This window comes from Enterobacter sp. A8 (assembly GCF_004296595.1).
Classification (GTDB): domain Bacteria; phylum Pseudomonadota; class Gammaproteobacteria; order Enterobacterales; family Enterobacteriaceae; genus Enterobacter; species Enterobacter cloacae.
Genome location: NZ_SCMF01000001.1, coordinates 1,580,994 through 1,606,596 on the forward strand (window position 1 = coordinate 1,580,994; position 25,603 = coordinate 1,606,596).

A 25,603-nucleotide genomic window follows, 5' to 3' on the forward strand; every position below is an offset into this window, starting at 1 on the left:
TTTATCGTTATTCGATTATTTCGTACCAAAGATCTTATCGCCGGCATCGCCCAGCCCCGGGATGATGTACCCGTGCTCGTTGAGCCCCTGGTCGACAGACGCGGTGTACAGCTCCACATCCGGGTGTGCTTTTTCCAGCGCCGCGATCCCTTCCGGTGCCGCAACCAGCACCAGCACTTTGATGCTGCTGCAGCCTGCTTTTTTCAGCAGGTCGATGGTGGCAATCATTGAGCCGCCGGTCGCCAGCATCGGGTCAACCACCAGCGCCATACGCTCGTCGATGTTAGACACCAGCTTCTGGAAGTACGGAACCGGCTCCAGGGTTTCTTCATTACGGTAGATCCCCACCACGCTGATACGCGCGCTCGGTACGTGCTCCAGCACGCCTTCCATCATGCCAAGACCAGCACGCAGGATTGGCACCACGGTAATTTTCTTACCTTTGATCTGCTCAACCTGCACCGGGCCGTTCCAGCCTTCGATGGTCACTTTTTCCGTTTCGAGGTCAGAGGTCGCTTCGTAGGTCAGCAGGCTGCCGACTTCAGATGCCAGTTCGCGAAAACGCTTCGTGCTGATGTCATGCTCACGCATCAGGCCCAACTTGTGTTTAACGAGTGGGTGTTTCACTTCCACAATCTTCATTCTCTTTCTCCTCTGAGGTGGCGTCCGCAAAAAAATCGCGGGATTATACCGCTTTTTTCGGATTAGGCCATACCCATCTTGCTTGACGTATATCAAGCAAAGTGATTTAGAGACAAAAAAACCGGAGGCGAGACTCCGGCTTGGGTGCGGGGTTCTGCCCGGTGGCGCTGCGCTTACGCGGGCCTACGTGTAGTGTAGGTCGGGTAAGCGTAAGCGCCACCCGACAATTACAGGTTGTCGCCGTTGCTCGCAATCACCTGCTTATACCAGTCAAACGACTTTTTCTTGCTGCGGTTCAGCGTGCCGTTCCCTTCGTTGTCTTTATCAACAAAGATAAACCCGTAGCGTTTCTTCATCTCACCGGTGCCGGCAGAAACGAGATCGATACAGCCCCACGGGGTGTAGCCCATCAGATCCACGCCATCTTCCACCACCGCTTTTTTCATCTCGCGGATGTGCGCCGAGAGATAATCAATGCGGTACTGGTCGTTCACCGTGCCGTCGCTCTCCTGCACGTCAATCGCGCCGAAGCCGTTCTCAACGATGAACAGCGGCAGCTGGTAGTGATCCCAGAACCAGTTCAGGGAGTAGCGCAGGCCAACCGGGTCAATCTGCCAACCCCAGTCAGATTTCTGCACGTACGGGTTGGAGACAAGGCTCTTGCTTTCATCGTAATCCAGTTCCGGGTTATCCGCCGTCGCTTTGGTGGTGAAGGACATGTAATAGCTAAAGCCGATGTAATCCACGCAGCCCTGCGTCAGCGCCGCTTTGTCTTCTTCGGTAATGTCCAGCGTGAAACCACGACGCGCAAAGTAGTTAAGTAGATGCTGCGGATACTTGCCACGCACATGAACGTCGGTGAACCAGTAGCGACGATGCATCGCGTTCATCGCCATCATGATGTCGTCAGGCGCGCAGGTCAGCGGATAAATGGGGCACATGGCAATCATGCAGCCGATCTGCAGGGAAGGATTAATCTCGCGCCCGGCTTTTACCGCCAGCGCGCTGGCCACCAGTTCATAGTGCGCGGCCTGGAACATCACCGGCTCACGGTCTTCACCCGGCGCATACTTCAGCCCGGAGTTGGTAAACGGCGCAAAATCTTCGTGGAAGTTAGCCTGGTTGTTGATCTCGTTAAAGGTCATCCAGTACTTCACCTTATGCTGATAGCGCTGGAAAACCGCTTTTGCGAAGCGGACAAAAAAGTCGATCAACTTACGGTTGCGCCAACCGCCGTACTCGGTGACCAGATGATACGGCATCTCAAAATGCGACAGGGTGATAACCGGTTCGATGCCGTATTTGAGGCACTCATCGAACAGGTCATCGTAGAATTGAAGGCCCGCTTCGTTCGGCTCCAGCTCATCCCCTTTCGGGAAAATACGCGTCCAGGCAATGGAGGTACGGAAGCATTTGAACCCCATCTCCGCAAAGAGTTTGATGTCTTCTTTATAGCGATGGTAAAAATCGATGGCTTCGTGGTTCGGGTAATTTTTTCCTGGCAGCACGCCGTCGGTGATTTCACGCGGCACGCCGTGGGCGCCAGCGGTCATAACATCGGCGACGCTTACGCCTTTACCGCCCTCTTTCCAGCCACCTTCCAGCTGGTGCGCGGCCACCGCGCCGCCCCACAGAAAACCTTCTTTAAATCCTGACATACTCTTTCCCTCATTCGATGTTGCTGATTGCTGACGGATACTGCTGTCTGAAGTGGTAAACCGCGCCGACAAGACCGGCCCGGTTGCCGTGGCTGACGACATCGGCGATATCCGCGATGCCAAACCACGCAAGATGGGTGCGAAGCAGATCCATAAACCCGGGCCGCTCCGCGATACCGCCGCCAATGAAGATGCTCTGCGGGTCGAACACATTCGCCAGGTTGTAGAGCCCTGTCGCAATGCCGTTAAGAAAATCATCCACCAGGCGGCGGCATACGGTGTCGCCTGCGTCATAGCCATCAAAAATGGCCTCGCCGGTGACGCTCTCAAGCGTCAGACTGTGAAAGTCGGCATAGCGCTTGCGAAGCGTGCGTAACGTACAGTTTTCATTCATGGAGTGGCGGGCAACACGTCTTGAGTCTGCCCTTTCCGTGAGCATGTAGCCGAACTCTCCGGCGCGAAAACGCGCCCCGTGAACCAGCCTGCCGTTGCAGAAAATTGCCCCGCCGATCCCGGTGCCGATGGTCAGTACCAGAAAGTTATCGATATCTTTCGCCTTGCCCTGCCAGCGCTCCGCCAGCAGCACGCAGTTAGCGTCATTCTCGACGGTGACCGGTAAACCCGTTTGCGCCTCAAGCCAGCCTTTCATTGCGAACTGGTCGAAGCGGCGAATGGCCCCGCCCATCTCAATAAAACCGGTATGTGGATTAACATACCCCGGCGCGCTGATGGCGATCCCCTTAAGCCCGGGATGGGCCGTTACCCAGTTCAGCATCTGCGCAAGAATGGCGTCACCGTCGCTGTTCCTGATGGCGGCCTTATCCGTTTGCAGTAGCTCTCCCTGCGCGGTCGCGATGCCCATTTTTAACGCGGTGCCACCGATATCAAATGCGGCGATGTTCATGGCCTTCATTCCTCCTAAATGAAACTGAAACCGGTTTCATTTCATGATGTTCATTCCCTAAACCGCATGCAAGCAGATCGCCGAAACCGGTTTCATTTTCGTGAACGGAGTCAAGTTTGCGCGCCGCCGGGGGTGGAGCAGAAAAAAAGATCCTCGCGCCGAGAATAGGCTCGCAAACGTTTGCCTGGACTGTTAGAATTGCGCCGATTTTTCTTACTAGCTATGCAATCGCGTGGGGACTTGAGCCGTGACCAACAAAACTTCTCTCAGCTACAAAGATGCCGGTGTTGATATTGACGCAGGTAATGCGCTGGTTGACCGAATCAAAGGTGTGGTGAAAAAAACCCGCCGCCCGGAAGTGATGGGTGGTCTGGGTGGCTTCGGCGCACTGTGCGCGCTGCCGCAAAAATATCGTGAACCTGTTCTGGTCTCGGGTACTGACGGTGTAGGCACAAAACTGCGCCTGGCGATGGATTTAAAACGTCACGACACGATCGGTATCGATCTGGTCGCGATGTGTGTAAACGACCTGGTGGTACAAGGCGCTGAACCGCTGTTCTTCCTCGACTACTACGCGACAGGCAAACTGGATGTGGATACCGCAGCCAGCGTGATCAACGGTATTGCCGAAGGCTGTCTGCAGTCTGGCTGCGCGCTGGTTGGCGGTGAAACCGCAGAAATGCCAGGCATGTATCACGGCGAAGATTATGACGTCGCAGGCTTCTGCGTGGGTGTGGTAGAAAAATCAGAAATTATCGACGGCAGTAAAGTGGCTGATGGTGATGTGCTGATTGCGCTGGCCTCCAGCGGCCCGCACTCTAACGGCTACTCGCTGGTGCGTAAAATCCTCGAAGTAAGCGGTTGCGACCCACAAGTCACCGAGCTTGAAGGTAAACCTCTGGCTGACCATCTGCTGGCACCGACCCGCATCTACGTGAAAAACGTGCTGGAGCTGATTGAGAACGTGGACGTTCACGCCATTGCCCACCTGACCGGTGGCGGCTTCTGGGAAAACATTCCGCGCGTACTGCCGGACAACACCCAGGCGGTAATCGACGAATCGTCCTGGCAGTGGCCAGCGGTCTTTAACTGGCTGCAAACCGCGGGCAACGTGAGTTCTCACGAAATGTACCGCACCTTTAACTGTGGCGTAGGTATGGTGATCGCCCTGCCAGCGAGCGAAGCGGATAAAGCCGTTAAGCTGCTGACGGACAAAGGTGAAAACGCGTGGAAAATCGGTATTATCAAAGCTTCCGATTCCGAACAGCGTGTGGTCATTGAATGAAAAACATCGTGGTGCTCATTTCCGGCAACGGAAGCAATTTGCAGGCCATCATTGACGCCTGCAAACAGAAGAAAATCAATGGCACCATTCGGGCAGTATTCAGCAACAAGGCCGACGCGTTCGGCCTTGAGCGCGCCCGGGAAGCAAACATTCCCGCGCACGCGCTGGAGGCCAGTCAGTTCGCTGGCCGTGAAGCGTTTGACCGCGAACTGGTTCAGGAGATTGATGCCTACGCGCCGGACGTTGTGGTGCTGGCGGGGTATATGCGTATCCTGAGCCCGGCATTTGTCGGGCACTACGCCGGGCGTCTGCTGAATATCCACCCTTCGCTTCTGCCGAAATATCCCGGCCTGCACACCCATCGTCAGGTGCTGGAAAACGGCGATGAAGAGCATGGGACCTCGGTGCATTTCGTGACCGATGAGCTGGACGGCGGACCGGTGATCCTGCAGGCGAAAGTCCCGGTCTTTGACGGCGACACCGAAGACGACATCACCGAACGGGTGCAGAGCCAGGAACATGCCATTTATCCACTGGTGGTCAGCTGGTTTGTCGACGGGCGTCTGGCGATGCGCGACGGGGCTGCCTGGCTGGATGGCGTGAAACTGCCCCCGCAGGGTTACGCGGCCGAAGAGTAGTCTGTTCTGTCGGGTGGCGCAGCAGCGCGTCCCCGACCAACAAAGCGCATTACCCGATATTCCCTTCTCCAACCTTCTAAAATCTCCAACAAAAAAATAACTGTCATACTTTTCTGGCACTGTTGGACATATCGTGGAAATGCTCGCCATAATAAGGACGAGACGGATTTACCACGTCCTGTGATTGAACTGGAGTGTGAGCTGTAATGGGTCAGGAAAAGTTATATATCGAGAAAGAGCTAAGCTGGTTAGCATTCAACGAACGCGTACTCCAGGAAGCGGCGGACAAAAGCAACCCGCTTATTGAGCGCATGCGTTTTTTGGGCATTTATTCCAACAACCTTGATGAGTTCTACAAGGTTCGCTTTGCCGAGCTGAAACGGCGGATCATCATCAGCGAAGAGCAGGGCTTAAACTCTCACTCTCGCCATCTGTTAGGCAAAATTCAGTCCCGCGTGTTGAAAGCCGATCAGGAATTTGACGGCCTCTATAACGAATTGCTGCTGGAGATGGCACGCAATCAAATCTTCCTGATTAACGAACGTCAGCTCTCCGTTAACCAACAAAACTGGCTGCGCCACTACTTTAAACAGTATCTGCGCCAGCACATCACCCCTATTCTGATCAACCGCGAAACCGATCTGGTGCAGTTCCTGAAAGATGACTACACCTACCTGGCGGTGGAAATTATTCGCGGTGAATCCATCCGTTACGCGCTGCTGGAGATCCCGTCCGACAAGGTGCCACGTTTTGTGAACCTGCCGCCGGAAACCCCGCGCAGACGCAAGCCGATGATCCTGCTGGATAACATCCTGCGCTACTGTCTGGACGATATCTTCAAAGGCTTCTTCGATTACGACGCGTTAAACGCCTACTCGATGAAGATGACCCGTGACGCCGAATATGACCTGGTGCACGAGATGGAAGCCAGCCTGATGGAGCTGATGTCCTCCAGCCTCAAGCAGCGTCTGACGGCCGAACCGGTGCGCTTTGTCTATCAGCGTGATATGCCAGACGCGATGGTGGAAATGCTGCGCGACAAGCTGACTATCTCGCGCTATGACTCCATCGTGCCGGGCGGTCGTTACCATAACTTTAAAGACTTTATTGGCTTCCCGAACGTCGGCAAAGCCAATCTGGTAAATAAACCACTGCCGCGCCTGCGTCATCTCTGGTTCGATAAGTTCCGTAACGGTTTCGATGCCATCCGCGAACGCGACGTCCTGCTCTACTATCCGTATCACACGTTTGAACACGTGCTGGAGCTGCTGCGTCAGGCCTCCTTTGACCCGAGCGTGCTGGCAATCAAAATCAATATTTACCGCGTGGCGAAAGACTCCCGCATCATCGATGCGATGATCCACGCCGCGCACAACGGCAAAAAAGTAACCGTGGTGGTTGAGCTGCAGGCACGTTTCGACGAAGAGGCCAATATCCACTGGGCGCGCCGTCTGACGGAAGCAGGTGTGCACGTTATCTTCTCCGCCCCGGGGCTGAAAATTCACGCCAAGCTGTTCCTTATCTCCCGTAAAGAGGGTGACGACGTGGTGCGCTATGCCCACATCGGTACCGGGAACTTTAACGAGAAAACCGCACGAATTTATACCGACTACTCGCTGCTGACCGCCGACGCGCGCATCACCAACGAGGTGCGCCGGGTGTTCAACTTTATTGAGAACCCGTACCGCCCGGTGAGCTTCGATTATCTGCTGGTGTCACCGCAGAACTCGCGCCGCCTGCTGTACGATATGATCGACAAAGAAATTGCCAACGCCCAGAAAGGCTTGTCGTCCGGCATCACGCTGAAGCTCAACAATCTGGTCGACAAAGGTCTCGTGGACAGACTCTATGCGGCGTCCAGCTCCGGCGTTCCGGTTAACCTGCTGATCCGCGGCATGTGCTCCCTCATCCCGGAACTGGAAGGTATCAGCGATAATATTCGCGTCATCAGCATTGTCGACCGCTACCTGGAGCACGATCGGGTCTATATTTTCGATAATGCGGGAGATAAACAGGTCTATCTCTCTTCGGCAGACTGGATGACGCGCAATATTGATTATCGAATTGAAGTCGCAGCGCCGCTGCTGGATCCGCGCCTGAAACAGCGTATTCTCGACATTATCGAGATTCTGTTTAGCGACACGGTGAAAGCGCGCTATATCGACAAAGAACTCAGTAACCGCTATGTACCGCGCGGCAACCGCCGCAAAGTGCGGTCGCAACTGGCGATTTACGACTATATCAAATCACTCGAGCAACCCGATTAACCTATGCCGATAAATGATAAGACCCCACGACCACAGGAATTCGCCGCGGTCGACCTTGGTTCTAACAGTTTCCACATGGTCATCGCCCGTGAGGTGGATGGCGCGCTGCAGATCATCGGTCGTCTGAAGCAGCGCGTACACCTGGCAGATGGTCTTGATGAACGCAGCATGCTCAGCGAAGAGGCGATGGAGCGCGGCCTGAACTGCCTGTCGCTGTTTGCCGAACGCCTGCAGGGCTTCTCACCCTCCAGCGTCTGCATTGTGGGAACGCATACCCTGCGCCAGGCGCTGAATGCCCCTGAATTCCTCAAGCGTGCGGAAAAAGTGATCCCCTACCCCATTGAGATCATCTCCGGTAACGAAGAGGCGCGTCTGATTTTTATGGGCGTTGAGCACACGCAGCCGGAAAAAGGCCGCAAGCTGGTGATTGATATCGGCGGCGGCTCCACAGAGCTGGTCATTGGCGAAGACTTTGAACCGCGTCTGGTGGAAAGCCGCCGTATGGGCTGCGTCAGCTTTGCGCAGATGTATTTCCCGGGCGGTGCGATTTCGCGGGAAAACTTCCAGCGGGCGCGCATGGCCGCCGTTCAGAAGCTGGAAAATCTGGCCTGGCAGTACCGTATCCAGGGCTGGAACGTCGCGCTGGGAGCCTCGGGCACCATCAAAGCGGCCCATGAAGTGCTGCTGGCGATGGGTGAAAAAGACGGTTTTATCACCCCCGAACGCCTGACGTTGCTGACCGAAGAGGTGCTGAAACATAAAAGTTTCGACGCGTTAAGCCTGCCGGGTCTTTCCGACGAGCGTAAAGCGGTGTTTGTACCGGGGCTGGCTATCCTGTGCGGCGTATTCGATGCCCTGGCCATTAAGGAGCTGCGTCTCTCTGACGGCGCGCTGCGTGAAGGCGTGCTGTATGAGATGGAAGGCCGCTTCCGCCATCAGGATATTCGCAGCCGTACCGCGCAAAGCCTGGCAAACCAGTACAACATCGACCGCGAACAGGCGAAGCGGGTGCTGGAAACGACCGTTCAGATGTACGATCAGTGGCAGGAGCAGAATCCGAAGCTTGCCCATCCGCAGCTTGCCGCCCTGCTGAAATGGGCCGCGATGCTGCACGAAGTGGGGCTGAACATTAACCACAGCGGCATGCACCGTCATTCCGCCTACATTCTGCAAAACAGCGATTTGCCGGGCTTCAACCAGGAGCAGCAAACCATGATGGCGACGCTGGTGCGCTATCATCGCAAAGCCATTAAGCTCGACGATCTGCCGCGCTTCACGCTGTTCAAGAAAAAGCAGTTCCTGCCGCTGATTCAGCTACTGCGTCTGGGCGTGCTGCTGAATAACCAGCGTCAGGCCACAACCACGCCGCCCACGCTGAAACTCAAAACGGATGACCATCACTGGACGCTGAGCTTCCCGCACGACTGGTTTAGCCAGAATGCGCTGGTTCTGCTGGATCTGGAAAAAGAGCAGCAGTACTGGGAAGCGGTCACCGGCTGGCTGCTCAAAATCGAAGAAGAGAGCGCCGACGTCGCGGCGTAACGGCTCAGGCGTCCGTCAAGGACGCCTCTGCCTCCAGCAGTGACTCAAGTGCCTCCGGCCGACCTATCAGATAGCCCTGCACATAGTCGATACCGAGCGCGTGAACCGCGCTACGTATCTCTTCGGTCTCCACATATTCCGCAACCACCAGCATCTTTTTCATTCGCGCTAAATGGCAAATAGAGGCCACAATCTGGTAATCTAGGCTGTTACTGACGATATTGCGAATAAAGCTGCCGTCAATCTTGAGGATGTCTGCGTCCACGCTTTTCAGCCGCGCATAGCTTGCATAGCCGGTACCAAAATCATCTATCGCAATGCGTACGCCCATTTTTTGTAGCTGCCGGAGGGTATGCATCGCCTGCTCCGCGCTGCCGAAGGTACTGCACTCGGTCACCTCGAAGATCAACTGCCACGCCTCCACGGCGTATTTATTCAGCAGACGGCTTACCTCCAGCGGGAACTGCACCCGACAAACGGTTGAGGGCGCAAGATTAATGGCAAAGCGCTGGCCGGGCAGCCTGTCACGGTGTTCGGCCAGGAAACGCAGCGTGCGCTCCAGCACCCACAAATCGACCCGCGACGACAGGCCAAACTCCTGAGCGACGGGCAGGAACCGATCGGGAGTAAGTAACGCGCCGTCCGCATCCGGCATCCGCAGCAGCACTTCATGATAGCGATCGCCACGCAGGCCACGAACGGGCTGCGCCAGCAGGGTGAATTCGTTGTTGTCGAGCGCCTTTTGCAGGCGGCTCATCATCGCGATTTTATCCTTAAGGCTGCGCTGCAGATGGACAGCACCACGCTGCTGAAGGTTTTCCGGGTGGTTGGTTGAGAGCGACAGATCGGCAATAACCCCTAACTCCCCCAGCACCAGATAGAGATGGTTCACGGGTGAGCGCACATAGCAGTAGCTCATGCCCACCTGCGGCTGAAGCGGCATGCCATCCCAGATAAAACGGAACTGTTTGATATGCTCATCCAGCGTCTCGATTCGCTGCTGGTGAGATTCCGCGTTGAGTCGCACTGCCAGATCATACCCGGTAAGGTGATACACCCGCTCATTGGGCTGGAGTGTGCCATTAACCCACTGTGCCAGTTGCTGTTTGTATAAAATTCGCAGCAATACGCCATAATTTCGGCCCAGCACTTCCAGTTCAGGAATACGCAGTAAACAGAGCGCCGACCACGGGTTCCGGGCCAGATCGCGTAACAACGCCCGCAGGTTAGGCATATGGACAACCGGGTCGAGGAGCGCCAGCCTGCGGGAGCGCTTATTCACGGCACGCTGGCGGGTCGACAGCATCGACATATAGACCACCACAAACGAGAAGACCAGGTAGCTGGAAGAGGTGATCGCCAGTTGAATGTCGTAGCCCTGATTCACAGGGATATAACGGTAAAAATAGTGAATAGAGACCAGCAGGACCGGCGTCCAGATGAGGGATGTCAGCCTGTAACCAAAGCGCATCGCGCCCCAGAGCATCACCGGCATCAGGAGCGACAGCGTGTAGTTAGTGGTGAAGATAGAGCTGTTCTCATTCATTGGTATCAGCAGCAACAGCAGCAGCCCGCCCAGTATGATCAACCAGATCAGAAACTCGATGAGCGTCACCTTTTTATCTATCTGCGCGCGGCTCTGTGAAATCAATGCCCTGAAATAACGCGGATGGCGAATCAGCCGGATTATCAGGTAACTCAGCGGTACGCCCGTTAAGCCGCTGACCAGCAGCGCCTGATAGTTGATCAGCGTGTGAATATTAAGCGGGTTCAGCCCCGCCAGGCTCTGGCGACTCTCATACACGCCCAGATAAACCGCAAACTGAAACAGCACCAGAAACAGCGTTGCCGGACATAACACCTGCCAGAAAATGCGCTGCGCCATCAGCCGTATATCGCCGTAAGCCGTCATATTGCGTCTGGGGGCAAAAACGCGATAACCGCCCCAACTCAGCACTAAGGGAATAATAAAATGGAAGATCCCGGCAATGGTTTCAAACAGCCCAACTTGCGGGTAATAGCGAATAAACAGCGACAGCACTATTCCGGGAATAGCCCCAACGCCGAAAAACAGCATTAAGGTGAGCAGGAAAAAGAGCGGCAGATAATAGAGTGCCACAATGCCGTCGCCCAGTTGCGTCAGGGTATTGGCCGCACTCAGCACGGGCAGCAACACCACCGGTAAAATAAGCGGCAGCGCCCACCAGCGGTCTTTATTCTGTTTCAGGAAAGCAATAGTGTTCATAGATGCCCGATTAAACCCCTTTCTCCTGAGGGAAAATGAAGACAGGCATCCGACCTGACGTACGTGCTGCCCGCTAACACCCGGGGCAAACAGTATGGAGGAGGGATTTTAAATACCACTGAGGGGAATCCGTTGACTTAAATCAAACTATTTAATTCAAAATTTCCTTTCTTCTGTTTTTTTCCGGTGAATTTTCTTCGTGTTATCAATATCGTAAATGCAATTATTATTTTTAATAACATCGGTTAATGTATATGTTGACGGTTATTTACACATCGCAGAATTGACCCACCCTTCCCGCTGTGCCTTAATATCCGCGTCGCCCAAAAGGGTATGTCCAGGAAAAACACAGTGAGTCAGGCCACACGTATGCGAAAACGACATCGATTTAACACTCGAATGACCCGCATCATATTGCTAATCAGCTTCCTGTTTTTCTTTGGCCGCTTCGTTTATTCCTCCATTGGTGCCTGGTATCACCATCAGGACAAACTCCAGTCGCAGCAAACGGGTCTGGTGGTCGACGCACCCGTGCGCTAGTCAGAATGTCGGGCTTCCCTGCCCCCTGCAGTTAAAGCACGAATCCACCGTCAATCGTCAGGCTCGCGCCTGTCATATATCCAGACTCTTCTCCAGCAAGCCATGCGGCAAGTGATGCGATCTCCTCAGGCTGCCCAATGCGTTTTAAAGGGATATGTGCAGTGATCTGCTCCGCCATTCCGGCCGTCATATCCGTGGCGATGGGGCCGGGCTGGATATTGTTAATTGTGATCCGCTTCGGAGCCAGATCCAGCGCCAGGTTTTGCACCATGGCTGCCACCGCAGCTTTACTCATCGCATAAACGCTACTACCGGCATGCCCGGTTCGCACAGCGGTATTGCTGCCAATGGTGATCACCCTTCCCCCTTCCCTCATTCGTTTAACTGCCGCCTGCACAGAGAGGAAAACGCCGCGCACGTTCACCGACAGCGTGGTATCCAGATCGTCCACTGAATAATCCTCAAGCATGCCCAGCCGCAGTACGCCTGCGTTCACTACGGCAACATCCAGCCTGCCGTAATGGTTGATCGTGGCATCAACCGCAGCCTGAATTGCAGTTGCATCTGCGCTATCAGCGTTAATCGCCAGCGCCACCCCGCCCGCATCAGTAATGGATGAGACCAGTGCATTAGCCCAGTCCGGACGTGATACCCATGTCACGGCAACGCGATATCCTTCCTTCGCCAGCCGTGCCGCTATAGCCGCACCAATTCCACGTGCGCCGCCGAAAATCAACGCAACTTTTTCACTATTCATGATGTTTTCTCCGGGAAATCTCCACATCCGATGGATGCGCCTGAAGACACCATGCCAGCAAACTTCTCGTCATGCCCGGGGGAAATGTATCGCACTGTATCTCCCTCATCTGGCTTACGCATCGATACAAAAATCCCGCATCAGCAAACAGACGCGATACATAAAAATGGTCTGCTGTCTCTCGTGACATGACCCCACGAGGAGAGACCAAAATGATTCGCCAGCATCTGTTGCTTCCTTTACTCGCGCTAACGTCTTCCGTCTGCGCCGCGCCCCTGAGCGGCCTCAGCGCCGCCGACGTCAACGGTCCGGCTGCCGTTGCCCCGCTTGAGCAGCCCCAGCCGCCCGCCAGGCTGATTGTCGATCCACCGCTGGCAGGCCCGCTGAGTAAGGGTGCCGTCTTTATTCAGTACCGTGTTGAAAACCTGCGCATTGAACCTGTCTTTGGGCCCGACGCGCTGAAAGTCACTCCGCGCATCGGCCATATTCACGTTGTGGTGGATGACGCACCCTGGCACTGGGCGGACACCAGCGGTGAGCCGGTGATTCTGGTGGGACTGCCCGCCGGAAAACACAAGGTGACCATTATTCTGGCCGACCCGACGCATAAGCCTCTCGACCATAAAACCCTTGAATTCACCGTGCCGCCGCATGCGCCGGTCCACCATTTCTGAGGAGCCTGAAGATGAAAACATTATCGATACTGACGGCGGGTCTGCTGGCGATGTCGGCCAGCGCCTTTGCGCAGAGTGAAACCAGCGTGGTGCTGGTGCATGGCGCATTTGCCGACGGTAGCAGCTGGAACAAGGTGATTTCCCTTTTGCAGAAACGCCACACCGAGGTAATAGCCGTCCAGCTGCCGCTGACTTCACTAAAAGATGACGTAGCAGCCACCCGGCGCGCCATCGCTCGTGCACACGGGGACGTGGTACTGGTAGGTCACTCCTGGGGCGGCACCGTGATTAGCGAGGCCGGCAACGATGCGCGGGTGAAATCGCTGGTGTATGTGGCGGCGTTCGCGCCGGACGCCGGTCAGTCAACGGCAGAGCTGGCGAATAGCTACCCGGCGCCACCGGGGAGCGCCGGTATCGCAAAAACCGCGGACGGCTTTTTATACCTGCCGCCTGCGTCGGTCAGTAAGGACTTCGCACCGGATGTGAAACCGGGTGAACAACAGATCATCGCCGCCACACAGGGGCCAATAAAGGGCGATGCGTTTGGCGAAAAAGTCACTCGCGCGGCGTGGCACGCGAAGCCGAGCTGGTATGTGGTAAGCAAGAACGACCGGATGATCAATCCTGAGCTTGAACGCGCGATGGCGAAGGCCATCCACGCGAACACCACCGAGGTCGCGGCGAGCCACGTATCGATGGTGAGCCAGCCGGAAGCCATTGCCCGCACGATTGAGCAGGCGAGGCAGATGCACTGAAGACAATTCGACCAGCGGCGCTGTGCTTGCGCGAGCCTACGGTTTCGTAGGTCGGGTCAGCGCAGCGCCACCCGACAAGAAAGGCCGCTTCAGCCCCCATTCTCTGCGGGATAATCCCGGTTAATCCACGCGTGGTCCTCTTCCCACGTGAACATCCATTTGCGCACCGGCCCGGCCATCACGTTGAGGTAGTAGCTGTCATACCCCGCCAGGGTTGCCACCGGGTGGTAGCCCTTCGGCACCATCACCACGTCACGGTTGTAGACCGCCATGCATTCATCCAGCGTTCTGTCGTCAGTGTAGACCCGCTGCATGCAGAACCCCTGATCCGGGTTGAGGCGATGGTAATAGGTCTCCTCCAGATACGTCTCCTGGGGCGGATTATCCGTGTCGTGCTTATGGCTCGGGTACGAGCTGGTGCAGCCTTCGTTGGTCCAGACCTCCACCACCAGCAGGCTGTCAGCCGGTTTGTCTTCCGGCAGAATGTTGTGCACATAGCGCTGGTTATGGCCTTTGCCGCGCGCTTCAGCGTCGATATCCTGCGGTGCAATCAGCCGCGTCGGCCAGCTACCTTTACCCGGAGCGGCACAAACCGCCAGTTCCAGCTTCGTGAGCGCCTTCACTTGCACCGTCTCCTGCGGGGTAACGTACACCGCCCACGGCTTGATGCGCTCGAACGGGCTCATCCGCTCGCCAATATCGTTAAACTGCGCGGAAGGCGTGCTGATGGAGGCGCGCCCGGCCACCAGCACCAGACAGCGCTCTTCGCTGACGGCGGGCAGCGTCAACTGCTGCCCCTCCTGCAGCTCATAGGCCTCAAAGCCAACATATCCCCACCCGGCGCGTTCCGGCGTGACGGACTGGGTCCGCCCTTCAGCGTTCGGCTGTTGCCAGCGTGATAGCAGACGTGACATGTCATCTCCTCAGATAAGCCCGGCGTCGCGCGCCAGACGGCTCAGGTTGTTATACCCCAGACGGGCATAGGTCAGCGGATGGGCAATCGCAGGATCCTGCTCCGCCTCCACCACCAGCCAGCCATGATAATTCTGCGCTTTCAGCAGTTGCATGATCGGCGGATAATCCACGCAACCGTCGCCCGGCACGGTAAACACGCCGCTCAGCACCGCATCGAGGAAGCTGGTTTTGCGGTTTTTGACATCTGCCAGCACGTCGGCACGCACATCTTTGCAGTGAACGTGGTTGATGCGCGACGCCCAGCGCTGCGCCACCGTCAGCGGATCGGCCCCGGCAAAGGTCAGGTGACCGGTGTCCAGCAGCAACCCGACCTCTTCGCCGGTATGGGTCATCAGGTTGTCCACGTCGTCAGCAGACTCAATCACCGTCCCCATATGGTGGTGATAGGCAATCTGCACCCCCTGCTGCTGAGTGTAGCGGGCAAATTCCGTGAGCTTCTCGCCATACTCTTTCCAGCGTGCCTGCGGGAAGCGCGGGCGCAGATGCACCGGCGTCTGCTGCTCGCCGTGAATGCAGCCGCTCACCTCCGCAAATACCAGCACCTTTGCCCCCAGCTCACGCAGCAGCGTCAGATGGGACTGCACGGCGGCAATCTCCTCTTCCACGCTGCGCTCCAGCAGGCGGCCGGAGTACCAGCCAGAGACCAGCTGCAGATCGTGGCGCTGCAAAATGGGGCCAAGCAGGCGCGCTTCACGCGGGAATTTGTTGCCCAGTTCGAAACCGGCAAAACCGGCCTCTTTCCCCTCGCTCAGACAGGTCTCCAGCGGCGTTTCGGCACCAAGGGAAGGCAGATCGTCGTTAGTCCACGTCAGGGGGTTAATGCCTAATTGCACACTCATTGTCGTCTCCATTATGCGTGTCCGCGCTCGCGCCACCAGGCGATAAGCTGCAGGTAATTGTCCCGGATGCGCGCCACCAGCTGCGCATCGTCAATATCGTGTTTCAGCCATGCGCGGGAAGCTTCGCCAAACAGCGTGCGCCCCACGGCAAATCCTTTCACCAGTTCGTGCCCTGCCGCGGCGTTAAACCCGGCACGCAGCTGCTCGGCAGGCGCATCCAGCCCGAGGATCACCACCCCACGACAGTGCGGATCCCGGCGCTGGATAATCTCGCTCAGTGCCGTCCAGCCATCGGACGTCAGCGGCGGCAATTTCCACCAGTCCGGGTAAATACCCAGGTTGTAGAAGCGGGAGATGGCACGCAGATAAAGTTCATCGCTACGCGGCATGCTGGCGGGCAATATCACCTCCAGCAGCAGCTCATGCCCGGACTGGCAGCAAGCGTGGTAGACCTCGGCAATTTTCTGCTCCTGCTCCAGGCGCAGGCCGTGGGCATCTTCCGGGTGGAAAAAGACCAGGCACTTCACCACATGCTCCTGCGGCCAGCTGATAAGCTGGGTGCCAATGTTGCCGTGCTCCATCTCCAGCGGACGGGAGCCCGGCAGCTCAATGGGCCGCCCGATCCACCACCCTTCACCGGTAATGGCGTTGAGCGCGTCCTGACCAAACGTACCGTCACACAGCAGGCCCGCTTTGCCTGCCAGCCCGGCACGGCTCGCCGCCTCGCGGCTGGCCTGCAGGATCAGCTGCTTGAGCGCCGGAATACGTTTGAGCGACGCCCCGCACTGCAGTGCCATATCTTCAAGCTGGCTGCGGTGATCGAACGCCATTACGCACAATTCCGGCCATTCGCGGCGACGGGTGGTGACCCGGTGCAGATGGTTCAGACGCGGGTCGAGATCCGGGCGTGGAACGAGCGCGGCGCGCGAGAGATAGTCATCCAGCTCAATTTTGCTCGGCATCGCCGGGGCGCAGCCGTGGCGCGAGACCACCAGCGCGCCGCAGGCGTTGGCATAGTGGCACGCCTGCTCCCAGCCCTCATCGTTCAGGTAGCCGCGCAGCAGGCCGGACATAAAGGCATCGCCCGCACCGAGGACGTTCAGCACCTCCACGCGCACGCCGGTCACCGTCAGGCCGTCATCCAGACGGGCCGGAATGGCACCGGTATAGACCGAACAGCCAAGCGCGCCGCGTTTGCAGACCAGCGTGGCCTGACTCACGGCACGCACCTGCGCCAGCGCCTGCAGGGTGTCCGTGCTGCCGCCCGCAATGTGGAACTCCTCCTCGGTGCCGACAATAACGTCGAAGAGGTGGAGCACTTCCTGAAGTTCACGGGTGACCTGATCGGCCGCGATAAAGCGCGTTTCGCCGTCGCCTAAGGAGGTCAGCCCCCACAGCACCGGGCGATAATCAATGTCCAGCACCGTGCGCACGCCGTGACGACGGGCGTAGCCCAGCGCCGTCAGCACCGCCTCGCGGGTCTGCGGATGAGAAAGGTGAGTCCCGGTGATGGCAAGACACCGTGCGGAAGCGATGTAGTTTTCGTCCACATCGCTGGCCGTAATGGCCATATCCGCGCAGTTATCGCGATAAAAAATCAGAGGAAAGGTGTCCCGATCTTTAATGCCGAGTAGCACCAGCGCCGTGAGGCGTGTTTTATCGGTGATCAGATGGCTGGTATCACAGCCCACCTGATTTAGCTCTTCGCGCAGGAATCGGCCCATATGCTCGTCGCCCACGCGCGCCAGCATCGACGAACGCAACCCTTGCCGCGCCGTGCCGTACGCCACGTTGCCGGACGAGCCGCCGAGATATTTGGCAAAGCTCGACACATCCTCCAGCCGCGCACCAATCTGCTGACTGTAGAGGTCTACCGCCACGCGGCCCATGCATATCACATCAAACTGCTTTTCCACGTTGATACCTCTTCAGACAATGTCATTCACGTTCAGCCAGCGGCCTTGCTGGTGTGAGAGTGCGATGGCGTCCAGCACGCGCGAGACTTTCCAGCCCTCTTCAAAGTCCGGCCACATCGGTGCGTCGGCGGCAATGCCATCCACCAGGTCACGCACTTCCACCGTTTTTTGATCGTTAAAGCCAATACCGTGGCCTGCGCCCATACAGAACGCGCCGTAGTCCGGGTGTGCCGGGCCGACCAGCAGCGTGCGGAATCCCTGACGGTTGACCGGATCGTCATGCAGATAGAGCTTCAGCTCGGCCATGCGCTCCTGAGTGAAGCTAATGGCGCCTTTCGTTCCGGTGATCACATATGACAACCCCATCTTGCGGCCGCAGGCGACGCGGGAGGTTTCAATCACACCCTGCGCCCCGCCCGCGAAACGTACCATCGCGTGGGCCTGGTCCTCGTTTTCGACGGCAATCATCTCCGACGACCCGGCCTTCGCCGGACGTTCCGGGACCACAATCTTCAGGTCGCCGCAAACCTGCTCAATCTCCCCCACCAGGTACTGCGCCATATTGACGATATGCGCCGCCAGATCGCCCAGCGCCCCCAGCCCGGCAGTCTCTTTGAAGCAGTGCCAGTGAATGGGCGAAAGCGGGTCGGCCATGTAGTCTTCGTTGTGGGTGCCGTAGAAGTGGATCACCTCGCCTATTTCGCCGCGGGCGATTATCTCTTTCGCCAGCTGCGCCGTAGGGTTTTTCATGTAGTTGAAGCCCACCAGGGTTTTCACCCCAGCCCGCTTAGCGGCCTCGACCATCTCACGCGCGTCGTGGGCGTTCAGCGCCAGCGGTTTTTCCGAGTAAACGTGCTTGCCGTGGCGGATCGCCTCCAGCGCCATCTCTTTATGCAGATGGTTGGGCGAGCAAATATCCACTACATCAATGGCCGGGTCGGCCACCAGCGCCCGCCAGTCTCCCGTTGAACGGTTAAAGCCAAACGCCTGCGCGCGCTCTGCCGCCAGCGTCGGGTTTACCTCGGCCACCATCTCACGCACCAGCTTGCCGCGCAGGTTGAATACCGTAGGGGCCTGGGCATAAGCGATGGCATGCGCCTTGCCGATATACCCGGTGCCAATTAATCCAATACGAACCTCTTTCATCGTGATCCTCACAGTGCGCCGCGACGGCTCTTGGCGTAGGTGTCGAACGCCACCGCCAGAACGATAATTAACCCGGTGATAATCTGCTGGTAGTAAGCCGAGACGTTCATCAGCACCAGGCCGTTAATCAGAATGCCCATAATGATGGAGCCGATAATGGTGCCGCCGATGCGTCCGTAGCCGCCCATCAGCGAGGTGCCGCCAATCACCACCGAGGCAATGACGCGCAATTCAAAGGAGATCCCGGCTACCGCCTCGGCGCTCCCCAGACGCGCGCTGAGAATAAAGCCCGCCAGCCCCGCCAGACAGCCAATCAGCACATAGACGCTGACCAGTACGCGCTTCACGTTCACACCCGCCAGACGCGCCGCCTCCGGGTTGCCACCGATGGCGTAAACGAAGCGCCCCCAGCGGGTTTTGTGCAGCGCCAGATAACCGCCAACGGCGACGATGGCGAAGATCCAGATCGGAATGGAGATACCGAGCAGCTCGCCCCGTCCCCACCAGCGGTAGCCCTGATCGAAACCGGCGATTGGCGCGCCGTCGTTAATCACCAGGGTCAGGCCGCGCCAGATGGTCATCCCCCCGAGGGTGACGATGAACGGCGGCAGACGCAGGCGGGTGACGCCCAGACCGTGCAGAAAACCAATCGCCGTGCCCATCGCCAGACAAATCCCCAGCCCTATCAGCCAGCTCATGCCGCCCCAGGCGTTCGGGTCGACGGTGGTAAAGTTGTCGCCTTTAATCACGTACGCCGCGGTCATGGCGCACACCGCCAGAATGGAGCCGACGGAGAGGTCGATCCCGGCGGTCAGGATGACGAAGGTCATCCCCACGGCCATGATCCCGTAGATGGAGACTTCGGTCAGGATGTTGAAAATGTTGCGTTCCGAGAAAAAATTGCTGTTCTGCGACTGGAAGAAGATCAGCAGCAGGATCATGAAAATCAGCACCCCAAAGCGCTCGAAGAAGGCGATGGGATCGATGCGTCCGGCGCGTTTGACCGGGGCCTGCGTTTTAGAAATCATCTGCGTCATGAGAAACTCCGTTATGCCGCGTTCAGGGCGTTGTGGTTGATGGCCATCATCGTCATCAGCCGCTCTTCGTTGGCATCATCGCCGTGGATCTCGCCGGTGACCCGGCCTTCGCTCAGGGTGATGATCCGGTCGGACACCGCCATCACTTCAGGCAGATCGGAGGAGATCACAATCACCGCCACGCCCTTTTTCGCCATGTCAAACAGCACCTGGTGCACTTCTGATTTGGTCCCCACGTCGATGCCACGCGTTGGCTCATCGACAATCAGCACCCGCGGGTTGAGCGCCATGCAGCGCGCGAGGATCACTTTTTGCTGGTTACCGCCGGAGAGCTTGCGCACCTCCTGCGCGCTGTTGACCATCTTGATCTGCAGCGCCTGGCGGTAGGACTCAATCAGATCGTCCTCTTTGCGGGTATTGACGAACCAGCGCCATTGCAGCAGTGACGAAAGGCAGGAGAGCGACAGGTTGTCGCGAATCGACAGCCCCAGCACCGCCCCCTCTTTTTTGCGATCTTCCGGCACCAGCGCCACGCCCTGATCGAGGGCATACAGCGGGTCGCGCGGCTGGTACGGCACGCCGTCAAGCTCAAAGCTGCCAGAGGTAAACGCGTCTGCGCCAAACAGGCAGCGGGCCACTTCGGTGCGTCCTGCCCCCACCAGTCCGGCGATGCCCAGCACCTCACCCGCGTGGACATGGAAGCTGATGTCATGCAGGGCAATACCGTGCGGATCCAGCGGCGGCTTTTCGCGGCTCAGCCCCTTCACGGCCAGACGGATGGGTTTATCCTCATGATGGGTTTCACTGGCGGGACGGCGGTTAAACGCCACGTCGCGCCCGACCATCAGGCGGATCAGCTGCTCTACGTTCGTTTCTGCCACCGCGCCGGTGCCGGTGAAACGGCCATCCTGGAAAACGGTGAAACGGTCGCAGAGCTGGAAAACTTCATGCAGGCGGTGCGTCACATAGATAATGCTCACCCCGCGGTTTTTAAGCTCCCGCACCACACGGTGCAGGCTTTCTACTTCGCTGTCGCTCAGCGCGGCGGAAGGTTCATCCATGATGATCAGCCTGGCGTTGAGAGTCAGCGCTCTCGCGATCTCGACCATCTGCTGCTGGGCCACGCTCAGGCGGGCAACGGGTGTGGTCGGCGCGACGTTCAGCTGCAGGTAATCGAGAATGACCTGCGCCTCCTGGTTTACCGCTTTTTCATCGACGATCAGGTTCCGCTTGCGCGGCTCACGCCCAAGGAACATGTTTTCCGCGACGGTCATGTTGGGCAGCAGATTAAATTCCTGATAGATGGTGATAATGCCCTTGTTCTGTCGTTCCACCGGGGAGTCATCTACCGGCAGCGTTTCGCCGTTGAACCAGATCTCCCCGCGCGTTTGCGGCTGCGCGCCCGCAAGCGCCTTCAGCAGCGTGGATTTTCCCGCCCCGTTTTCCCCCAGCAGGGCGTGGATTTCTCCTGGCCCGACGGTCAACTGGGCATTGCTCAGCGCCCAGACGCCGGAAAAGCTTTTCGCCAGCTCGGTCACTTTCAGTAAGGGTTGCGACATCAGTCTGCTCCTCCTCATGATGAGCCGCCAAAGGCGGCTCGGGACATATTAGTTACCGGCTTCACCGATACGCTCAGCCTGCTGCAGGTTCTCTTTGGTGATAAGCGTTGGCGGGTAGTCCGCGCCGGTGATGGCTTTCTTCTCACGCACGTTGGCCACCAGCTGGCTCATTGCCGTTTGCACCGCAAAGCCCGGGCGCTGATCCGCAGTCACCGCCAGCCAGCCGTCACGCACGCGAGCCAGCGCTTCAGGAACCGCATCAAAGCCGGTTACCAGGATTTCACCGGGCTTCACGCCCTGGCTCTGCAGGGCTTCAATCGCCCCCAGCGCCATATCATCGTTGGCAGAGAGGATCACCTGCGGGCGTTTCGGCAGTGACGGCAGAACGCTTTCTACAATGCGCATCCCTTCAGAACGCATCCAGTTGCCGGTCTGATCGGCGACGATCTTGTATTTATCGCCACCCGCTTTCAGGCTGTCGCGGATCCCTTTGGTGCGTTCGATGTTGGAAGAGGAGCCCGGCTGACCGGTGAGCAGAATGATCTCTGCCCCGTCGGGGAATTTGCTTTTCACGAAGTCGCCAATCGCCTGGCCGCCTTTGTAGTTATTGGCACCAAAGTGCGGCACTTTCTTCTGACTGTCGACGGAGCGGTCAAGGGTGACCACCGGCAGCTTCGCATCCTGAATTTCATCCACCGCGCTGGAGACCGCGTTCACGTCGTTCGGGGAGACGATGAACCCCTGCGCTCCGCGGGTGATGGCGTTTTCCAGGTCAGCCACCTGTTTTGGTGAACTGCCCTGCCCGTCCAGCACCTGCAACTTGACGCCCATCTCTTTTGCGGCTTTCACCGCCGTGCGCTGCATGTGAACTTCAAACGGCATCGCCAGGTTTGGCGTACTGAAAACAATTTGCTCGTTTTCGGCGAGGGCGGCCCCGGACGTCATGGCGATGAGGGCGGCTAAGATCAGCTTTTTCATTATTATGTCTCTCTGTGTAGGGTGGTTGTGTTTAGAGGACGATCTCGCGCTGGCTACGCAGCGACTCCAGCGCTTTATCCGCGAGGTACAGCGCACGTTCACCATCATCGCCGCTGCAGTCAGGCACCGCTTCGCCGCGCAATACCGCAACAAAGTGTTCCCATTCCGCGGCGTAAGCGGATTTGTAGCGCTGCAGGAAGAAGTGTTCCGGCAGCGCGCTGGTGCAGCCCTGTTTGCCGTAGTGCTGCACCTGATTTTCAAGAATATTGCCCGCGCAGAGCAGCCCTTCAGAACCGTGTAGCTCCAGGCGCTGGTCGTAGCCGTAAGAGGAGCGGCGGCTGTTGACGATGGTCGCCATTGCGCCGGAGGCATATTTCAGAACGATAAATGCGGTGTCGATGTCCCCCGCCTCGCCAATCGCCGGATCCACCAGGTTACTGCCCTGGGCATACACTGACACCGGCTCTTCACCCATGATGAAGCGCGCCATATCAAAGTCGTGAATGGTCATATCGCGGAACATGCCGCCAGAGACGCGGACATACTCCGCCGGTGGTGGAGACGGATCGCGGGAGATGATCAGCAGCGATTCCGGTTTGCCGATACGCCCGGCCTGGGCGTCGGTTTTCACACGGCGGAACTGCGGGTCAAAGCGACGGTTAAAGCCGATAAACAGCGGCACGTCGTACTCTTTGACTACTTTCAGGCAGTCACGCACGCGGGCGAGGTCGAGGTGTACCGGTTTTTCACAGAAGATGGCTTTGCCATGACGGGCGGCCATTTCAATCAGGTCCGCATGGGTATCGGTCGCCGAGGCGATCAGCACGGCATGAACGTCAGGGTCGGTCATCGCCTCAATCAGGCTCTGCTGGCGGGCCTGATACTGCGTGGCGAGACGGGTGGCAAATTCCTGATTCGGGTCAACCACGGACCAGAGTGTGGTCGCGCTGTGGCTGGCGATGTTAGCTGCATGTACCTGGCCAATTCGGCCAGCGCCCAGTAAAGCAATGTTAAACATAACGGCTCCCGGTGTTGGTGAATGCTGTGAACTAACGACCCTTTAAATAAAACATTTATTTCATTTTTATAAATAGTGAAAATTATGTTTTTGAGTGTGGGTTAACACTTTTGAGATGAATGAGATAAATTTTGTTATCAATCTCACAACATGGGAGGGAGGACATCTTCCCCTCACCCCGGCCCTCTCCCTCAGGGAGAGGGAGGGAAAACCGCACCGAACTATCCCCTCTCCCAGTGGGAGAGGGTTAGGGTGAGGGGAAAAAGAAAAATGAAATGAAAATTTCGTTAAGGCGGGAAATCTTAATACTGACGAGCTTTTTTCACCTGCGCCTGCGTCTGCGCCGCGGCTTCGCGCACGGCAGTAGACGCTGCTACCTGCGCATCGCCGGTTCGCCACCAGGAGGCGTAATCGTGGGTCATGGTCTTCGGCAGCACTTTGATGTCCAGCAGCGTCGGGCCTGGATGGGCGCGGGACGCCTCCAGCGCCGCCAGCAGGCTTTGCTCATCATGTACCCGCCACGCGCGACAGCCGTAGCTTTCCGCGTTTTGCGCGAAATCGACCTTCACCAGCGGCCCGTCAAGCTGCCCGGTCTGCGGGTTACGGTGGCGATTTTCCGTGCCAAAGCTTCCCATTCCATGTCCCATCTGCAGGTTATTAATGCAGCCAAAGCTGGCGTTATCAAACAGCAGAACGGTGATTTTAATGCCCTCCTGCACCGCGGTTTGCAACTCGGAGTGCAACATCATGTAAGAGCCATCCCCCACCATGGCGTAAACCGGTTGCCCGGGTCGGGCAAGCTTCGCGCCAAGCGCCGCCGCAATCTCGTAACCCATGCAGGAGTAACCGTACTCCAGATGATAGGTATCAGGCATTTTGACCTGCCAGAGGCGCTGTAAATCTCCCGGCAGCGAACCGGCTGCGCCAACCACGATGGCGTTATCTTCAACATGCTGATTAATCAGCCCCAGTACCCGCGTCTGGGTCAGGCAGGTGTTGAGCGTCTCGCCATATTCCGTCAGCTGGGCATCAAGATGGCCCGCCACTTCCGGTGCCTCGTCCGGGCGCCACTGGCGATCCCAGAGACGGCGGCACTCGTCATGCCAGGCGGCTTTCGCCTGCGCAATCTCCTCTCCCCAGCCGCTGCGATACTCCCTGAGCGAGTGGGTTAAGGCCTGCAGTCCGGTCCGGGCATCGGCAATCAGCGCGGTGGCGTCAAGCTTCAGGGCGTCAAACTCGGCCACGTTGAGCAGCAGAAACTCGACGTCCGGGTGGGAAAAGAGCGCCTTGGAGCCGGTGGTAAAATCGGTAAGACGTGTCCCCACGCCAATCACTAAGTCGGCCTGCGGCGCAAGCTGGTTGGCGGCCATTCCGCCCGTCACGCCCACCCCGCCCATATTAAGTGGGTGGTCACTTACCAGCGCCCCTTTTCCGGCCTGGGTTTCGGCAAACGGCAGATGCAGCGTCTCGACAAATTCGCGCAACGCCTCATGCGCGCCGGAGTAGCGTACGCCGCCGCCGCACACCACCAGCGGACGGCGTTTGCGCGCAATCAACGCCTGCGCCTGCGCCAGACGCTGCGGATCTGGCGGTCGACGCTCGATGTGATGCACGCGACGCGCGAAGAAGCTCGGCGGGTAATCCCAGGCTTCGCCCTGCACGTCCTGCGGCAGGCAAAGGGTTACCGCACCGGTATCTGCGGGGTCAGTGAGCGTTCGCATCGCGTTTAACATGGCGCTCATTAACTGCTCCGGGCGATTGATGCGGTCCCAGTAGCGGGAGACCGGGCGGAAGCAGTCGTTGGTGCTGATGCTGAGATCGTGATACTGCTCGATCTGCTGCAACACCGGGTCCGGCTGGCGGCTGGCGTAGATATCCCCCGGCAGCAGCAGCAGCGGAATACGGTTCGCCGTGGCGGTTGCCGCCGCGGTGATCATATTGGCGGCTCCCGGCCCGACGGAAGAAGTCACGGCGAAAATGCGCTGACGGCGATGCTGTTTGGCGAATCCCGTCGCCATGTGGGCGATGCCCTGCTCATTACAGCCCTGCATTACCTGCAGATGGCCCGGATCCTGTTCCAGCGCCTGGCCGATGCCCAGCACGTTGCCATGACCAAAAATGGTCGCCACGCCCTCCACGAAGGGTGTTTCAATGCCATCAATGCTGACGTACTGTTGATTAAGGAACCGGACCAGCGCCTGGGCCATGGTCATACGTTCGGTTTGCAT

At 57.8% G+C, this 25,603-nt stretch carries 21 protein-coding genes; 7 read left to right on the forward strand and 14 right to left on the reverse strand.

What is annotated here, in order from left to right; translation table 11 throughout:
* Positions 1-15 precede the first annotated feature (15 nt).
* From upp to bglK, 3 genes are all read right to left on the reverse strand, one after another.
* Positions 16-642 (reverse strand): uracil phosphoribosyltransferase, encoded by a 627-nt coding sequence (gene upp, locus EQV24_RS07455; protein WP_003860560.1) that lies wholly within the window; start codon positions 640-642, stop codon positions 16-18.
* A gap of 227 nt (positions 643-869) precedes the next feature.
* Positions 870-2,300, reverse strand: coding sequence for a 6-phospho-beta-glucosidase (locus tag EQV24_RS07460; protein ID WP_047352197.1), 1,431 nt, complete (start codon positions 2,298-2,300; stop codon positions 870-872).
* Positions 2,301-2,310: 10 nt separating this feature from the next.
* Positions 2,311-3,204, reverse strand: coding sequence for a beta-glucoside kinase BglK (bglK, locus tag EQV24_RS07465; protein ID WP_130626375.1), 894 nt, complete (start codon positions 3,202-3,204; stop codon positions 2,311-2,313).
* A 247-nt stretch (positions 3,205-3,451) separates the two neighbouring features.
* Between bglK and purM the strand changes: the two genes are divergently transcribed.
* The 4 genes from purM to ppx all read left to right on the forward strand — a co-directional run bounded on the left by purM (position 3,452) and on the right by ppx (position 8,936).
* Positions 3,452-4,489 carry a phosphoribosylformylglycinamidine cyclo-ligase gene (gene purM / locus EQV24_RS07470; RefSeq protein ID WP_095453334.1) on the forward strand — a complete coding sequence of 346 codons (1,038 nt, stop codon included), beginning with the start codon at positions 3,452-3,454 and terminating at the stop codon, positions 4,487-4,489.
* On the forward strand, positions 4,486-5,127 hold the full coding sequence (gene purN / locus EQV24_RS07475; protein ID WP_020689985.1) for a phosphoribosylglycinamide formyltransferase: 642 nt from the start codon (positions 4,486-4,488) through the stop codon (positions 5,125-5,127). Before purM ends, purN begins: the two co-directional genes overlap by 4 nt.
* 206 nt (positions 5,128-5,333) lie before the next feature.
* Complete coding sequence (ppk1, locus tag EQV24_RS07480) at positions 5,334-7,394, forward strand: polyphosphate kinase 1 (protein ID WP_013098243.1); 2,061 nt, start codon at positions 5,334-5,336, stop codon at positions 7,392-7,394.
* 3 nt (positions 7,395-7,397) lie between these two features.
* Complete coding sequence (gene ppx, locus EQV24_RS07485) at positions 7,398-8,936, forward strand: exopolyphosphatase (RefSeq protein ID WP_014832869.1); 1,539 nt, start codon at positions 7,398-7,400, stop codon at positions 8,934-8,936.
* Between the two features lie 4 nt (positions 8,937-8,940).
* On the opposite strand, the gene EQV24_RS07490 is transcribed toward ppx, so the two are convergent.
* Complete coding sequence (locus tag EQV24_RS07490) at positions 8,941-11,181, reverse strand: EAL domain-containing protein (protein WP_130626376.1); 2,241 nt, start codon at positions 11,179-11,181, stop codon at positions 8,941-8,943.
* A 369-nt stretch (positions 11,182-11,550) separates the two neighbouring features.
* Here EQV24_RS07490 and EQV24_RS07495 point away from each other — a divergent pair, with 369 nt between their 5' ends.
* A complete protein-coding gene (locus EQV24_RS07495; RefSeq protein ID WP_038420351.1) occupies positions 11,551-11,721 on the forward strand; it encodes a YfgG family protein in 171 nt (56 codons plus the stop codon).
* Positions 11,722-11,752: 31 nt separating this feature from the next.
* On the opposite strand, the gene EQV24_RS07500 is transcribed toward EQV24_RS07495, so the two are convergent.
* Positions 11,753-12,478 (reverse strand): SDR family oxidoreductase, encoded by a 726-nt coding sequence (locus EQV24_RS07500; RefSeq protein ID WP_130626377.1) that lies wholly within the window; start codon positions 12,476-12,478, stop codon positions 11,753-11,755.
* A gap of 212 nt (positions 12,479-12,690) precedes the next feature.
* Between EQV24_RS07500 and EQV24_RS07505 the strand changes: the two genes are divergently transcribed.
* Together EQV24_RS07505 and EQV24_RS07510 are read left to right on the forward strand one after the other, a co-directional pair.
* On the forward strand, positions 12,691-13,152 hold the full coding sequence (locus EQV24_RS07505; RefSeq protein WP_013098248.1) for a DUF6130 family protein: 462 nt from the start codon (positions 12,691-12,693) through the stop codon (positions 13,150-13,152).
* Between the two features lie 11 nt (positions 13,153-13,163).
* Entirely contained in the window at positions 13,164-13,907 is a 744-nt protein-coding gene (locus tag EQV24_RS07510) for an alpha/beta hydrolase (RefSeq protein ID WP_013098249.1), read from the forward strand.
* An 89-nt stretch (positions 13,908-13,996) separates the two neighbouring features.
* On the opposite strand, the gene iolB is transcribed toward EQV24_RS07510, so the two are convergent.
* The 9 genes from iolB to iolD all read right to left on the reverse strand — a co-directional run bounded on the left by iolB (position 13,997) and on the right by iolD (position 25,603).
* Positions 13,997-14,821, reverse strand: coding sequence for a 5-deoxy-glucuronate isomerase (gene iolB, locus EQV24_RS07515; RefSeq protein WP_058651794.1), 825 nt, complete (start codon positions 14,819-14,821; stop codon positions 13,997-13,999).
* Between the two features lie 9 nt (positions 14,822-14,830).
* Entirely contained in the window at positions 14,831-15,721 is an 891-nt protein-coding gene (gene iolE, locus EQV24_RS07520; RefSeq protein ID WP_044789531.1) for a myo-inosose-2 dehydratase, read from the reverse strand.
* A gap of 11 nt (positions 15,722-15,732) precedes the next feature.
* Entirely contained in the window at positions 15,733-17,637 is a 1,905-nt protein-coding gene (iolC, locus tag EQV24_RS07525) for a 5-dehydro-2-deoxygluconokinase (protein ID WP_130626378.1), read from the reverse strand.
* 12 nt (positions 17,638-17,649) lie between these two features.
* Positions 17,650-18,783 carry a Gfo/Idh/MocA family oxidoreductase gene (locus EQV24_RS07530; protein ID WP_023620385.1) on the reverse strand — a complete coding sequence of 378 codons (1,134 nt, stop codon included), beginning with the start codon at positions 18,781-18,783 and terminating at the stop codon, positions 17,650-17,652.
* A gap of 8 nt (positions 18,784-18,791) precedes the next feature.
* Positions 18,792-19,820: an ABC transporter permease gene (locus tag EQV24_RS07535; protein ID WP_013098254.1), complete on the reverse strand. Its 1,029-nt coding sequence runs from the start codon at positions 19,818-19,820 to the stop codon at positions 18,792-18,794.
* Between the two features lie 11 nt (positions 19,821-19,831).
* Positions 19,832-21,379 carry a sugar ABC transporter ATP-binding protein gene (locus EQV24_RS07540; protein ID WP_013098255.1) on the reverse strand — a complete coding sequence of 516 codons (1,548 nt, stop codon included), beginning with the start codon at positions 21,377-21,379 and terminating at the stop codon, positions 19,832-19,834.
* A gap of 48 nt (positions 21,380-21,427) precedes the next feature.
* A complete protein-coding gene (locus EQV24_RS07545) occupies positions 21,428-22,357 on the reverse strand; it encodes a sugar ABC transporter substrate-binding protein (protein WP_013098256.1) in 930 nt (309 codons plus the stop codon).
* Between the two features lie 31 nt (positions 22,358-22,388).
* Positions 22,389-23,375: an inositol 2-dehydrogenase gene (gene iolG, locus EQV24_RS07550; RefSeq protein WP_013098257.1), complete on the reverse strand. Its 987-nt coding sequence runs from the start codon at positions 23,373-23,375 to the stop codon at positions 22,389-22,391.
* Between the two features lie 302 nt (positions 23,376-23,677).
* Positions 23,678-25,603 (reverse strand): 3D-(3,5/4)-trihydroxycyclohexane-1,2-dione acylhydrolase (decyclizing), encoded by a 1,926-nt coding sequence (iolD, locus tag EQV24_RS07555; RefSeq protein ID WP_130626379.1) that lies wholly within the window; start codon positions 25,601-25,603, stop codon positions 23,678-23,680.